The sequence below is a fragment of the Calditrichota bacterium genome (assembly GCA_014359355.1).
GTDB lineage: Bacteria > Zhuqueibacterota > Zhuqueibacteria > JANLFK01 > Oleimicrobiaceae > Oleimicrobium.
Genome location: JACIZP010000306.1, coordinates 1 through 13,450 on the forward strand (window position 1 = coordinate 1; position 13,450 = coordinate 13,450).

Here is a 13,450-nt window from a genome sequence, read left to right on the forward strand (position 1 = left end):
GCCTCCTTGGCGCACGTGGCGCGAACAAAGATTCACGCAAAGGACCCAAAGCACCACCAAGGCGGCCTGCAGGTCCCACAGATCGAAGAGGGGCAGGGGGGGTGGGCACCCTCAGTACCCTTAGCGCCCTTTGCCCCCTTCGCGCCCGTGGCGCGGAGAAACATTCAGGCAAAGGACCCAAAGCACCACCAAGGCCGCTTGCACCTCCGACAGATCGAAGGGGGCAGGGGTGGGCTCGTTCAGTACCCTCAGCGCCCTTTGCCCCCTTCGCGCACGTGGCGCGAACAGAACATAGCATCCCCGGCGAGAACCACCGGGCATAAAGAGCTTGAATTTTCCCTCAACTTCCAGTATATTAGCTCAGACGAACTTACGACCTCAATTCCAGAAGGCGGTGCCATGCGTCCTCGTGTGAAGATTACCTTAGCAGCTTCCTCCCTCCTCTTAGCGGTCATGCTGACCGTTCTGGCGGGGCCTTTCTTGTCCGCCGTCTCCCAGGTGGCGCAAAACCTGTACATCAAGACCAAAATCCTCACCATGGTGCTGGACAAGGTACAGCGCTACTACGTGGACGAAGTCGACCCCGGCCAGCTGGTGGAGGACGCCATCAAGGGGATGCTGGCCAGCTTAGATCCGCACACCGTCTATCTCACCAAAGAGGACTTTGACAAGTGGCGGGTGGACTTTGAGGGCTACCACGGCATCGGCATTAGCTACGACATCATCCGCAACAAAATCACGGTGCTCAGCGTCAACGAGGACGGCCCGGCGTGCGCCGCCGGCCTCCTGCCGGGCGATCGCATCGTCAAGGTCAACGGCGAGTCGGTGGTGGGCATCAAGCGTGAGGAGGTGCCGCTCAAGCTCATGGGCCCGGCCGGCAGCACCGTCACGGTGAGCGTCGAACGGCAGGGCTGGGACCGCCCGCGCGACTTTACCCTCGTCCGCCGCCAGATCACTTTGGCCAGCGTGCCGTACGCCTTCATGATACGCCCGGAGGTGGGGTACGTGCGCATCGCTCGCTTCACCGGCTCCACGGTCACCGAGCTGGACAACGCCTTGCGCAACCTGTACGGCCAGGGCATGAAGCGGCTGATCCTCGACCTGCGCGGCAACGCGGGGGGCTACCTGCAGGCGGCAGAGGAGGTTGCTGACCGTTTCTTGCCTGGCGGCAAAATCATCGTCTTCACGCGCGGACGGATCAGCTCCTCACGCCAGGAGTTCATCGCCACCGACCAGGCGACTTTTCCCATCATCCCCATGGTGGTGCTGATCGATCACGCCTCGGCCAGCGGCGCCGAAATCGTGGCCGGCGCGTTGCAGGACTGGGACCGCGCGCTCATCGTCGGCCAGACCAGCTTTGGCAAAGGGCTGGTGCAGACGCAATTCCCCTTCCAGGACGGCTCGGCCCTGCTGGTGACCACCGCGCGCTACTACACCCCCAGCGGCCGCCTCATTCAGCGCGAGTTCGCGAAGAGGAGCCGCCAGGAGTACTTTGCCGAGGCCGGGTATCAGGACCAGACGGCACCGGAAGAAGAGCCGCCGCGTCCGGCGTTTCAGACCTCCTTGGGCAGGACCGTGTACGGCGGTGGCGGCATCACCCCCGATGTCATTGTGGCACCTGAGGGCCGCCAGCTTTCTGCCTCCTTCCGCCGCCTCTATTTTGCTGAGGAGCGGCTCTTTTACACCTTTTGCGAAAGCTATGCCGCCGCCCACCCCGAGATCGGCCAGGACTTGGAGCAGTACTTGGAGCGCTTTGCCGTCTCGGAGCAGATGTTCGCGGCCTTTGTGCAACATGTGAGAAAGAGCGGCTTCGCGTTCTCGGACAGCGAGTTCCAGCAGAACAAGAGCGACATCCAGTTTGCGCTCAAGCGAGAACTGGCCTTCATCTTCTGGGGCGATGTGGGGCGCTACCGGGTCGCCATCCAGGCGGATAACCAGCTCCGGACGGCTCTTGAGCAGCTGCCCCAGGCGGAACGTCTGCTGCAAAGCAAGGGCTTCCGCGAGCGCACCTTGCCGCGGCCATGAGCCGCATGCAGCCGCTTGAGCCTGGGCCGTCAGCTTGAACCCGTAGTCACACCTGGGATGCTCAGATTTGCCATCATGCCAGCAAAGTGCCAATGGAGGACGAGCAGATGACCAGAAGGCAGTTGGTACTCGTCGGGGGACTGCTTGTTGCCCTTTCTTTGCCTGCAGCCGGCCTCTCGCAGCAGGTCCCCGCTCCCGAGCAGTTTTTTGGCTTCAAGTTAGGCTCTGACTACAAGCTTGCCAGCTGGGAGCAGATCGTCTCCTACTTCAAAGAGCTGGACCAGGCCTCGGATAAGCTGCAGGTGGTTGAGCTGGGCAAATCCACGATGGGCCATCCGTTCATCATGGCCATCATCTCTTCACCGGCGAACATGGCTCGCCTGGACGAGCTGAAGGCCAACTCCCGGCGCATCGCCCAGGCGCGCGGTCTGTCCGAGGAGCAGGCCCGCCGTCTCGCCCGCGACGGCACGGCCGTGGTGCTCATCACCTGCAGCATCCACGCCACCGAGGTGGGCGCCACCCAGGCCTCGCCCGAGTTGGCCTACAACCTCATCACCCAGGACACCCCGCAGAACCGGCTGATTTTGGACAACGTGGTCTTCCTCCTGGTCCCCTCCTTCAATCCAGACGGCCTGGTGCTGGTCAAGGACTGGTACGACAAGTACCTGGAAACGCCCTACGAGGGGAGCGGCATGCCGTGGCTGTACCACAAGTACACGGGCCACGACAACAACCGCGATGCCTTCATGCTCACCCAGGTGGAATCGCAGCTGGTCACCAAGGTGATGTATCAGGAATGGTTCCCGCAAATTTACTTGGACATGCACCAGATGGGCAACAGCGGCCCGCGCATCTTTGTGCCGCCCTACCAGGAGCCGCTCAACCCCAACCCTGACCCGCTGGTCACGTGGGAGAACTCCCTCTTAGGCGAGCACATGGCCATGGACCTGCAGGCCAAAGGCTACCGCGGCGTAGCCACGCGCATCTACTTCACTGCCTGGTGGCAGGGCGCCTTCTTGCAAACGGCCTGGTGGCACAACATGGTCGGCCTGCTCACCGAGTTAGCCAGCTGCCGCATCGCCTCCCCCATTTTCCAGGAGAGAAAGGACCTCAAGGGCGGCGGTTTGGGCTTTCCCGAGTACCGCGTGGCCACTAACTTCCCCGACCCCTGGCCTGGTGGCTGGTGGCGCTTGCGCGACATCGTCGACTATGACCTTGCTGCCGCCTACTCGCTGCTGGAAGCAGCAGCGCAACTAAAGGAAAAGTTCATCTACAACCACTACCTGATGGGCAGGCGGGCGATAGCCAAGGGGGAAAGTGAGCCGCCCTATGCCTTTTTGATCCCCCCTGGCCAGGCCGATCCCGGCGCCGCACGCACCTTGCTCGACGTGCTGCACAAGGGCGGCGTGGAGCTGCATCGCGCCCAGGCCCCGTTCACCGCGGACGGCGTCACCTACCCGGCCGGGACGTACGTGGTGCTCATGGCCCAGCCGTACCGCGCCTTTGCCAAGGACCTCTTGGAACCGCAACGCTACCCAGACCTGCGGGAGTACCCGGATGGTCCGCCCATTCCGCCGTACGATGCAGCCGGCTGGACCCTCCCCTTGCAGATGGGGGTGAGCTGCGTCGAGGTGCAGCGGCCGTTCAGGGCCGAGCTGAGCCCGGTGGCCAAGGTGGAAGCCGAGCCCGGCACGGTGCGCGGTGGTGGCTATGCCTACGCGCTCTCCCCGCGGCAGAACGCCACCTACGCAGCCATCAACCGCCTGCTGGCCCAGGGCGCGCCCGTGTACATGGCAAGCGAGCCCTTCACCGTGGGCAGCGAGAGTTACGAGCCGGGCACCGTGCTCATTCCCACCGGCAAGATCGCGCCGGACAGAGTGCGCAAGATCGCTGCCGAATTAGCGCTGCCCATTTACGGCCTGGGCGGCAAACCGCGCATCAAGGCCTATCGCCTGCGCCCCATGCGCATCGCCGTCTACCAGCCGTGGACCTCAAGCATGCACGAAGGGTGGAGCAGGTGGGTGTTGGAGCAGTACGGCTTTGCCTACACGAACTTGCACAACGAGGAGATCAAGGCGGGCAGGCTCCGGGAGCGCTACGACGTCATCTACTTCCCGGACATTTATGCCGAGGGAATTTTGGAGGGAAGGCCGGAGGGCAGCGCGCCTCCTGAGTTCACCAAGGGCATCGGGCCGGAGGGCCTGGCCAACCTGCGGAGGTTCGTGGACCAAGGCGGGTCCATCGTGGCCATCGACGGCGCGGGCGAGCTGTTCATCAACGAGTTCGGTTTGCCGGTGGTCAATGTGGTCAAAGACCTCAAATCCACAGACTTTTTCTGTCCCGGCTCGATTTTAGCGGCTGAGTACAACACCTCCCACCCGGTGGCCTTTGGCATGGAGGCGCAGAGCGTGGCCTACTTTGCGCGCAGCGCCGCCTACAAGGTCGTGCCCTCTTTCACCGTGCAAGCGCAGGTGATCGCCAAGTATCCGGCAAAGAACTTGCTCAAGAGTGGCTGGCTGTTGGGCGAAAAACACTTAACCGAGCGCGTGGCGGCCGTGGATGTGCCGGTGGGCAAAGGGCACGTGGTGCTCATCGGCTTTGACCCCATCAATCGCGCGCAGGCCCACGCCACTTTCAAGCTGCTCTTCAACGCATTGTACTACGGCGGCGCCGAACCCGCTCCTCTGCCGTGAGGTGAACAAGGGTAGGGGCAGCCGCTGTCGCAAAGTCCAGGAGAGAGGCGTATGCAACAACCGGTGCCACAGCAGATCAGTGTGGAGTTGGGGGAAAAAGAGGCCGAGGGGATCTACTCCAACCTGGCGTTGATCACCCATTCGCCGGCGGAGTTTGTCATCGACTTTACGCGCATGCTCCCCGGCGTGCCCAAGACCAAGGTCTACGCGCGCATCATCATGACCCCGCAGCATGCCAAGTCGTTCCTCTTAGCTCTGCAGGAGAACGTGGGCAAATACGAGAGCCAGTTCGGCGAGATCAAGCTGCATGCCGAGCAGCAGAGGATGCGCGAGTTGGGCTTCAAGCCGGGCGCAGAGGGGCAGGAGAAGGAGTGAGGTGAGTGGCATCGCCCGTCAGGGAGCCAGGCGCAGGCGTGCCGGAAGGGTGAGGCTGGCTGGCTTGCTCTTTGCGCTGACGACGTGGTCTGCGGCAGCGCACGGCAAGGAGAGCGCGGCCAGCATCGGCATAGTGGGGGGCTGGTTCAAGCCCAATTGCTTGGCAGCGCAGGCGTCGGTGTCGCCGTTCGACTCGGTGGCTACTGCCCCGTGGTTCGGCCTTATGCTCAGCAGCCGGGCGTTTTCCGGCACGTCGCTGCGGATCTCAGCGGGCTATTGGGCGCATGGCGGAGAGCGCCCGCTCACCGTGGTGCCGGTGAGCTTGGACTTGAAACACGAGTTGGTGCAAGGGTTGCCGTTCAGGCCGTACGTGGCCTACGGAGGGGCACTCTATTGGGGATGGGAGGCAAAGTGGCAGGAAGTGCGGGGCGCTCGCCCGCGGGCGCGGGGCTGGGGCGCCACGTTGGGGGTGGGTCTGGACATAAAGCTCGGCCAGCACTATAGCGCGCTGGCCGAGTTCGACTATCTGTACATAGCCTTTCGGCACGAGTTGGGCCGCGCCAAAGACTACAGCGGCCCACGCCTTATGCTGGGGCTTTGTTACGGTCTCTGATCCCTCTTCTCGCAGAAAACGCACCGGATGCAGTCGCGCAATGGCCGCCAAGACTGCGCCAAGAACACCGCCGACCCCGAAAACGCCACCGATGAGCTTGCGGCTCTGAAGCATCCCTTGGCGCTCGTAGCGGAGCTTAGTGTCCTTTGCGTGCTAAACATTCAGGCAAAGCACACCACCACCTCGCAAAGAAAGCCAGGAACCCTCAAAACACCCCCCCGCGAGCTTGAGTTTCTCAAGGGTGCCTTAGCGCCCCTTGCGGAACTTGGCGTCCTTTGCGTGGAACCCCCCCTCACCGCAGTTTGATGAGCTTCACGCTGGCGTGGAACCCATCCGCGCAGCGCAGGCGGCACACATACACCCCGGCGGGCGCCTCTGCCCCGCCCTCATCCCGGCCGTCCCAGCGCGCCTCGTGCTCTCCGGCGCGAGCCACCCCCTGCACCAAGGCGCGCACTAACCTGCCACGCAGGTCGAATACACCCAGCTCCACCTCTTGCTCAGCAGCTAAAGCAAACTGCACCGCGGTCCCGGGATTGAACGGATTGGGGTACCCGCCAACCAGGGCTGTACGAGTCGGCACAGTGCTCGGCTGCCTGTCCGAAACGGCCGGCACGTAAACCACCACCGGCCCGAACAGCTCAACCTGTCCGCCGAAATCCTCCTGCCGCAGCTTGTACCAGTAGCTCTGCTCCGGCGCGACCGTGCGGTCGACGTACTGATAGCTGTGCGGCACCACCGAGCTGCCGGCCCCGGGGATGAGCGAGCTGATGATGCGGTACGGCGCCGCCTCTCCCTCGCTGCGCAGCACGTAGAACCCGCGATTGTTCACTTCGCTCTCGGTCACCCAGTTGAGCTGCACTCCGCCCGCCACCACTGCCGCCTGGAACGAAGCCAGCGTGACGGGGAGGGAGCTATCGAAATAGTTTAGAACCTGGGGGTGGTCAATGTCTCCGCGGAATTGGTCCTCGCTGGCACTTTGTGCCCCAATCCGCAGGGCGCCGTTGTCGGTTTCCACGGTCCCAGAGAGTGGCTCAGGCCCCCCATCCAGCCGGCGGTCTACCCAGACTCTGAGCCCATTTGTTTGGTCAAACGTACCCGCTATGTGGTGCCACGTCCCGTCAATGACGTCTGTCTTCCCTTCGAGGGAATACAGCGTATTGCTAATGCGCACACTCAGTTTCACCTTGTGAGTGCCTGTCACAGCGAGCCTGTAGCGCACGGTACTGGCGCTTTTGACAATTATGACCGCCTGGCTGGTAACATCCGCGTTGTTCGCCCGAATGTACGCCTCGAGGGTGAGCTCCGTAGTCAAGTCCAGTTCCGCTTGATCGGCCACGTTGATGTAGTCATTGGTACCGTCGAAATGGAGATAAGCCGAGCCCTCGGGGGGACTGTCGAACCGCCAAGCGGATGCATCCATGTTCTGGAACGTTCCGTTGTTGGCCACCCCCAGGTCATCGTAGGCGACCGTGCCTGAGCCTTCGTTAAAGCGCCAGGAACCTCCTACACCTTGGCAGTTCCCACTTGTCGGCCCAAGGCCTGGCAAAAAGGCCACGAAGATCAGTGGCATGCACGCGAGCGCGATCTTACCGTTCATGAGTCCTCCCCTTATTGTGCTACGTGAATGAACTGAGGTGCTGGCCAGGAGCTAGCCTATCATTACTCGGGATTACTGCCTCGAGAAAGTGGCACTCCGTTAGAAAAGTGGAATTCGCGCCGCGACCCTATCCGTGGTCCCGCCGTTGCGTTAACCATTGCGACTCCACGGCACGCTGCCCGCTTGCTCCTGTGCCTAATCCAATTTACTGCCCGCAGGCCAAAAAGTCAAGGACAAAATTCATCCCCATCGCCGCCCATTACATTTAACCGCTGATCTCCGCTGATACCCCACACCCCCAACCTGCACCGCTCGAGGTTAGCCCCCACTCCCACCGCCCCGCATCCAACCGCTGACATCCTTCCGCTGACACCAGAGATTGCTCCCGTTTTTTGGAGTCTCCGCCCGCCGGGAGCACAGGTCCTCTACGCCTCTGCAGTTCTTCCACCACGGATAACACGGATACCCAACCCATCCCGGGCTTTCAATGTAGGAAGCCGAATGTCGATCCGTGGCCCTCTCCCCGTATCTGTCGCTGCATCTCTCAGAAAACCATCCTTTTGAATTGGAGCCTGCCTGGGCTGCCAAAGTTCAACAAGTATCCAACATGGCAACCCGTGGCCTTGAGATAGTGCAGCAACTGCGCCTCATGAGCGGGACTGAGAGACTCACACGCCTTGATCTCTACGATGATCCTTCCCTCCACCACTATATCCGCATAGTAGTCTCCCACCACCACGCCGTCGTAACGGACGTCGATTCTCTTCTGCTGCTCGGCCGTGAGACCGACCTTGCGAAGTTCGTGCACCAGTGCGTTTTCGTACACCTTTTCCAAAAAGCCATTGCCGAGAGCATTGTACACCCGAAAGGCACAGCCCAACACGCTCTCAGACAATTCCCTTTCCAGAAAAGTGGCCTCCTGCATCCCGGGTCCCAGTCGATTCTCCAGGCGGTCCGTGGAGATCCGTGCTTATCTGTGGTTCCTTCTTGCGGTTCGGGCGGCGACACCTTGGGCTATGGCCGGTGCACGGAAAAATCCACCGCTAGCGACAGCGCCACCTGGCCCGCGACCTCGCTCACCCTCTTCCCCTCCCCATGCCCGGCATTGCGCCTGTGCCGCCACTGGAACCCACCCTCGAGCAGGACATTAGGCCGTGGCTGGAACCGGGCCGCCACACCAACTTCCGCGGTCTTTTCCACCACGCCCCACGGAAAGCGCCAATGGTGCGGAAACTCCCGCAATCGGTACGGGTCCTGCACGATATCCAGCTCCCCCCGCCGCTCATAAGCCAGCCAGGCCCGAGCCGTCACGTAACGCAGCGGGAACCCGGTCCACGACGCCTCGTGCCGGTCCATGTCGCTCCCCGCCCTGAAACCTAAGGGCAAGCCGCGCGCCACATAGTTGATGTGCGGCGTCTGATGGCGGTAGGTCCACGTGGAAATGCGAACGTAATCGTAGCGCGCCACGCCTGCTGTGGGCCCCAGCACATAGGAGGCGCCGGCGCGCACCCCGGTCGCGTCCGGAATCGGTTCGCGGTCCAACTGCACGTCGTCGATCATCAGAAAAGCCCAGGTGCGCAGGCGCCTCACCGGGAACCATTCGACCCAGCCGGTCAAGAACCAGTTATCGCGGTTCTTGCTCAGCTCGTTGGTGCGCGCGTTGCGCTCGTACTCTTGGTACATCATGAAGGGATTGGCGTAGGCGATGCTCAGTGGCCGGTCCACTCCGGCGTAGAGCATCCCTTCGCCCACGCCCAGCCACAGAGTGCGGCCGTTGCCGTAGGTGAGCATGTGCGTCGCCAAGTAGCGATGCACATTCCCCTTGGTGGACCGATCCACCACCGTCTCCAAGTAGGCAGTCAGCGCGCGAAACTGGAACCGCCTGTAGCGCAACTCCACCAGTGCCCCATCGTACGCCGGACCCCAGGCGCTCAACCAGACGCTGTTGGCATCGCCCGGTCCCCATGACTCCTTGAACCGACCAAAGCGGGCGGTGAGCCACGCGCCTGCGCACTCGATGAACGCGTAATCGCACTCCGCAGCATTGAGTCCGCCCAGGCGGCGCTTTTCCCTCGGATGTCCGGTAAAGGCCGGCACCTCAGCCGAGTCCGGCGTGGCGCGCACCCGCAGATAGACATAGACCCCCGGCGCAAATTGCACCCTCCCTTCGCCATGCAGAAAGTAACCGCCACCTTGCGCCTGGGCAGCCAGGCGCTCGCCGCTCAGCCAAGCAGGACCCACGCGCCAGGCGTCCCACTGCCGGCTACTCTCCTCTCTTTGCGCAGCTATCTCGTGGCGCAGCTCGGCGCGCAGCAGCTCATATGCCCAGACAGGCAGGGGCACCCCCGCGCGCGCTTCCGCCGGGCGAGTGGCTAAGGACGTTGCAGCCTGCCTGTCCTGCGGCCACACCGCTCGTTGCAGCTCGAACGCATTGGGACTGGCCGCAGCAGTCTCTAAGTACAGGTTGAGCCAATGGTCAAAGGGCAGGACTTGTCCGCGAGCCCACGACCCCGCGGCGGACATACAGAGAACCATTGCCAGCAATGCTCGTGTACTGCGCATGGGTTTCTCCGGAAATAGGCCTTCATTGCCGGATGCGGGAAGCAAAGCTCCGCGGTAGCGAAAAATAAAGGAGCCTTTGCGCGGATTGAAAAAGACGACGGCGGGCGATCAGCGGCGGGCGGCGGGCCTGGTCGTGGCGCGCAGCAGGGTACGCGCCGCCAGCACCACCAGGCCGGGCTGAGCAAGAACGAGACGGGAGAGCATGGTCGCCAGGTGGTCGCGATTGTGGGAGGCGAGCAGCGAGAGCACGCGGGGATTCAGAGAGGCGAACAGCCGCAGGTAGTCCTGGCGGGTGAAGCGGCTGAGAAAGAGGCGCAGCAGGTGGTGGGCGAGCAGCTCCCGGCGGAGCTCCCTGAGCTCGTCGAGATAGGAACTGCCCGTGCAGATTGCCGCGGCAGCCGCCGCCGCCCCTTTTAAACCGGTGACCGTCCCACCGACGGTGGTCTCTTTCACCTGCCCTGCCGAGTCCCCCACCAAGTAGACGTGGGCGCTGCCAAACCTGCGCACCGGCTGCGCGCGCAGAGGGTAGAGCGGCACCCACGCCGCCTCCGTGGCCAGCGGCCGCAGGTGATGCTCGTTGAGAAAAGACAGGAGGGCCCGTTTCGCCTCCTGGGGACTCTCCGCGGCGAGGCCTACTGCAGCGGTGTGTGGCGAGTCTGGTATGAGCCAGAAAAAGTACGGGGTCGCCTCCGGCTCAAACCAAGTGTCCACAGTGTGCGGATCGCAGCCTGCCGGCAGTTCGACTTTCGCCTGCAGGATGGGCACCCGCGGCCGCCCGTCTAACTCGGCACAGCGGGCAACGTGGCTGGTGGCGCCGTCCGCAGCCACTATGTTCCTTGCCACCACCCGCACCGTGCGGAGAGACTCCTTGTCGCGGAACTCCACGACCAGGCCCTCAGCGGTGGGCAGCATGTCCCGGAAGGTGTACCCCCGCCGCACCTCTGCGCCACTCTGCACTGCCATGCGCTCTACCACCGCCAGCAGATCACGCCTCTCCACCACAAGGTCCGGCTCGTGGAGCGGCACGTGCAGGCTCTGCCCATCCGTGTGCAGCCGGAAACCGTTCACCGTGTTCCTGATGATGCCCGCCTCTGCCACCTGCGGCAGCATATGCAGCAGCTCAGAGGTGACGATGAGCGTCCTGGAAGGTGGCGTGCGGTCGGGCGGCACCTGGTCAAACACCGTGACCTGCACGCCCCGGCTCGCCAACAGATGCGCGCAGTACAGCCCCGCTATGGAGGCACCGACGATGACGGTAGGTTGCGGGTCTGTTTCCAATGAGAAGCTTCCGTGTTTCGTGCTACCAGTGGGGCAGGTCATTAGGTAGGGGATGGAAGTTTGACCAAACGCCAAAGCAGCTTGCTCCGTGTCTCGTGTCCCGCCTGCTTCTTCGGCTACGTCGATCGGTTACGGTTACGAGGCCCGTATTTTTTGCGGCTACGTCCGGCGGTTACGGTTACGATGCCCGTCTGTTTTGTCCGGTCACGTCGTTCGGTAACGGTTACGATGCCCGTTTTTTGTTCGGTCACGTGGTTCGGTTACGGTCACGACGCCCGTTTCGTCCTACGGTAACGTCTCTCGTCCGCTATAGTTCAACAGCCATGACCAACGGACGTTACCGAAACGGGCCTCGTTACCGCAGCACGTTACCGTTAGACGCTTCACCAAACGGGCTTCGTTACCGATTAACGTAACCGACGGACGATTCCCAAAAACGGGCTTCGTTACCGATTGACGTAACCGTCAGACGATCCCCAAAACGGGCCTCGTTACCGACAGACGTAGCCGTCTGACGTCTCCACCCAACGGGCTTCGTTACCGAGTAACGTAACCGTCAGACGATCCCCAAAACGGGCTTCGTTACCGACAGACGTAACCGTCAGACGCTCCCCGACACCCCTCCCCCATGCCCCTGTCTTCTGCCATCCTTGAATTGTGACCAAGCCAGCGACAACCGGTATAACTGTTTCCCCGCTTTGTCGTAACTATCGATAAGCTCCTCCAAGGCTACGCCACGCATCGCTTCCCCGTACAGGTCTCTGCACATCTGTAGACCTACGATCGTTTCGTTGCATTCCGCCATCGCATCGTCCAAATACTTCTGGAAACCGTGTTTCTGGTGACGCTTGGCGTACCCTTCGGCTATCAACCTCGGTATCGCTTTCACCGAGCGACTCAATTGATCCCGCAAGTCGTACTTCTCTGCAGCCGGCAACCTCGGCAATACCTCTTTCATCACCCTCAAGCAAGCCTGGTAGCTCATCTCGTACACTTCGAGATCCCGAAAGCTTGCGATGGGCTTCTTGCCGTCTTCCAACGACCGCCCTTCCTAAGCCGGTTCTGTTATCTCTTCGGGAGAGACCTTTTCTGGGATCGAGTTCCCCAGCCTCTGTCGGCACCGGTAGCGATGCCCGTCTTCTGCTTCGGCTACGTCCGGCGGTTACGGTCACGAAGCCCGTCTCGTTCTTCGGTCACGTCCGACGGTTACGGTCACGAAACCCGTTTCGTCCTATGGTAACGTCCGTGGTCGGCTCTAGCAAAAGCCCTCACCGTTCGACGTGGCCGGTACGGGCTTCGTTACCGACAGACGTCTCCACCAAACGGGCCTCGTAGCCGACAGCCGTTACCGTTTAACGTTTCCACGCAACGGGCTTCGTTACCGACAGACGTAACCGTCAGACGATCCACAAAACGGGCCTCGTCACCGTAGGACGTTACCGATGGACGACCCCGAAAACGGGCCTCGTAGGCGACAGACGTTACCGTGAGACGTTTCCACGCAACGGGCTTCGTTACCGACAGACGTTACCGTTTGACGCTCCAAAACACGGGCCTCGTCACCGCTTGACGTAACCGTCAGACGTTCCCCAAAAGGGGCTTCGTTACCGTAGGACGTTACCGTTAGACGTCTCCACGATACGGGCTTCGTTACCGACTGACGTTACCGTCACACGTAACCGTTTGACGATCCAAAACACGCGCTTGGACACAATAGGACATTAGCGCAACACCCGGAGTTCACCGCTCTTGTAATTCTCGAAAACCTACTTGACTTTGGTGTACCCTAGCGAACAGCCGTATGTCCGATGGTCGCGACCATCTCACGACACAGCGGAAGTCAATTGCAAAGGCATCAACACTTCCACTCGGGCCAAGTCCTCTGGGGCAAACCTGGTAGATGCCTCGAGGATCTCAATGCCCAACAGAGCATCGTCCTCGCCCATATCGAGGATGATGCCCTCAGCAACTTCCTTATTGCACACGAACATGCCGTCTTTCAGGTGAAAGTAAAGCGCATCCGCTTGAGTGTCATAGGATATCCTCACTTCCTATTCCTCCCACATTGCAGTGATTACGATCACTCGCCCTTGTTCCTCCGTGTACACGACTTTTATACGACCCTGAGGGAAACGCCGAAAAGCGACCATCCTGTTCCTGTAACCAAACGCTTTCTCCTCAGGTTCCTGTAGGGCCCTCGAAACCATCTCTTCACTGATACCCCTCAACGCCATCCTTTCCCTGGCGTGTGTGGTGAATATGATGCCACCCATTAGCCTTTTCATCACGTCATGGAGCGTTTACGAT

The 13,450-nt window shown here is 61.7% G+C and carries 11 protein-coding genes; 4 read left to right on the forward strand and 7 right to left on the reverse strand.

Annotation, left to right across the window (positions count from 1 at the left end; all coding sequences use genetic code 11):
• Positions 1-399 precede the first annotated feature (399 nt).
• From H5U38_13165 to H5U38_13180, 4 genes are all read left to right on the forward strand, one after another.
• Positions 400-2,025, forward strand: a complete 1,626-nt coding sequence (locus H5U38_13165) for a S41 family peptidase (GenBank protein MBC7187977.1) — start codon at positions 400-402, stop codon at positions 2,023-2,025.
• A gap of 107 nt (positions 2,026-2,132) precedes the next feature.
• A complete protein-coding gene (locus H5U38_13170; protein MBC7187978.1) occupies positions 2,133-4,718 on the forward strand; it encodes a hypothetical protein in 2,586 nt (861 codons plus the stop codon).
• A gap of 51 nt (positions 4,719-4,769) precedes the next feature.
• A complete protein-coding gene (locus H5U38_13175) occupies positions 4,770-5,093 on the forward strand; it encodes a DUF3467 domain-containing protein (GenBank protein MBC7187979.1) in 324 nt (107 codons plus the stop codon).
• A gap of 1 nt (position 5,094) precedes the next feature.
• Entirely contained in the window at positions 5,095-5,706 is a 612-nt protein-coding gene (locus tag H5U38_13180) for a hypothetical protein (GenBank protein MBC7187980.1), read from the forward strand.
• Positions 5,707-5,998: 292 nt separating this feature from the next.
• On the opposite strand, the gene H5U38_13185 is transcribed toward H5U38_13180, so the two are convergent.
• The 7 genes from H5U38_13185 to H5U38_13215 all read right to left on the reverse strand — a co-directional run bounded on the left by H5U38_13185 (position 5,999) and on the right by H5U38_13215 (position 13,416).
• Positions 5,999-7,303, reverse strand: a complete 1,305-nt coding sequence (locus H5U38_13185) for a T9SS type A sorting domain-containing protein (GenBank protein MBC7187981.1) — start codon at positions 7,301-7,303, stop codon at positions 5,999-6,001.
• 544 nt (positions 7,304-7,847) lie between these two features.
• On the reverse strand, positions 7,848-8,228 hold the full coding sequence (locus H5U38_13190; protein ID MBC7187982.1) for a GxxExxY protein: 381 nt from the start codon (positions 8,226-8,228) through the stop codon (positions 7,848-7,850).
• Positions 8,229-8,317: 89 nt separating this feature from the next.
• Positions 8,318-9,865: a hypothetical protein gene (locus H5U38_13195; GenBank protein ID MBC7187983.1), complete on the reverse strand. Its 1,548-nt coding sequence runs from the start codon at positions 9,863-9,865 to the stop codon at positions 8,318-8,320.
• A gap of 108 nt (positions 9,866-9,973) precedes the next feature.
• Positions 9,974-11,143 (reverse strand): NAD(P)/FAD-dependent oxidoreductase, encoded by a 1,170-nt coding sequence (locus tag H5U38_13200; protein MBC7187984.1) that lies wholly within the window; start codon positions 11,141-11,143, stop codon positions 9,974-9,976.
• Positions 11,144-11,744: 601 nt separating this feature from the next.
• Complete coding sequence (locus H5U38_13205) at positions 11,745-12,128, reverse strand: four helix bundle protein (GenBank protein ID MBC7187985.1); 384 nt, start codon at positions 12,126-12,128, stop codon at positions 11,745-11,747.
• An 838-nt stretch (positions 12,129-12,966) separates the two neighbouring features.
• A complete protein-coding gene (locus tag H5U38_13210; GenBank protein ID MBC7187986.1) occupies positions 12,967-13,191 on the reverse strand; it encodes a DUF2283 domain-containing protein in 225 nt (74 codons plus the stop codon).
• 3 nt (positions 13,192-13,194) lie between these two features.
• The gene (locus H5U38_13215; GenBank protein ID MBC7187987.1) at positions 13,195-13,416 is read right to left on the reverse strand and encodes a DUF4258 domain-containing protein; all 222 of its coding nucleotides are present in this window, start codon (positions 13,414-13,416) and stop codon (positions 13,195-13,197) included.
• Positions 13,417-13,450 lie beyond the last annotated feature (34 nt).

What these genes read in the sequence shown, in the direction of transcription:
- H5U38_13215 (MBC7187987.1), bottom strand. Translation starts at nt 13,416, where the DNA reads ATGGGTGGCATCATATTCACCACACACGCCAGGGAAAGGATGGCGTTG.
- H5U38_13170 (MBC7187978.1), top strand. Translation starts at nt 2,133, where the DNA reads ATGACCAGAAGGCAGTTGGTACTCGTCGGGGGACTGCTTGTTGCCCTT.
- H5U38_13205 (MBC7187985.1), bottom strand. Translation starts at nt 12,128, where the DNA reads ATGAGCTACCAGGCTTGCTTGAGGGTGATGAAAGAGGTATTGCCGAGG.
- H5U38_13190 (MBC7187982.1), bottom strand. Translation starts at nt 8,228, where the DNA reads ATGCAGGAGGCCACTTTTCTGGAAAGGGAATTGTCTGAGAGCGTGTTG.
- H5U38_13165 (MBC7187977.1), top strand. Translation starts at nt 400, where the DNA reads ATGCGTCCTCGTGTGAAGATTACCTTAGCAGCTTCCTCCCTCCTCTTA.
- H5U38_13185 (MBC7187981.1), bottom strand. Translation starts at nt 7,303, where the DNA reads ATGAACGGTAAGATCGCGCTCGCGTGCATGCCACTGATCTTCGTGGCC.
- H5U38_13195 (MBC7187983.1), bottom strand. Translation starts at nt 9,865, where the DNA reads ATGCGCAGTACACGAGCATTGCTGGCAATGGTTCTCTGTATGTCCGCC.
- H5U38_13175 (MBC7187979.1), top strand. Translation starts at nt 4,770, where the DNA reads ATGCAACAACCGGTGCCACAGCAGATCAGTGTGGAGTTGGGGGAAAAA.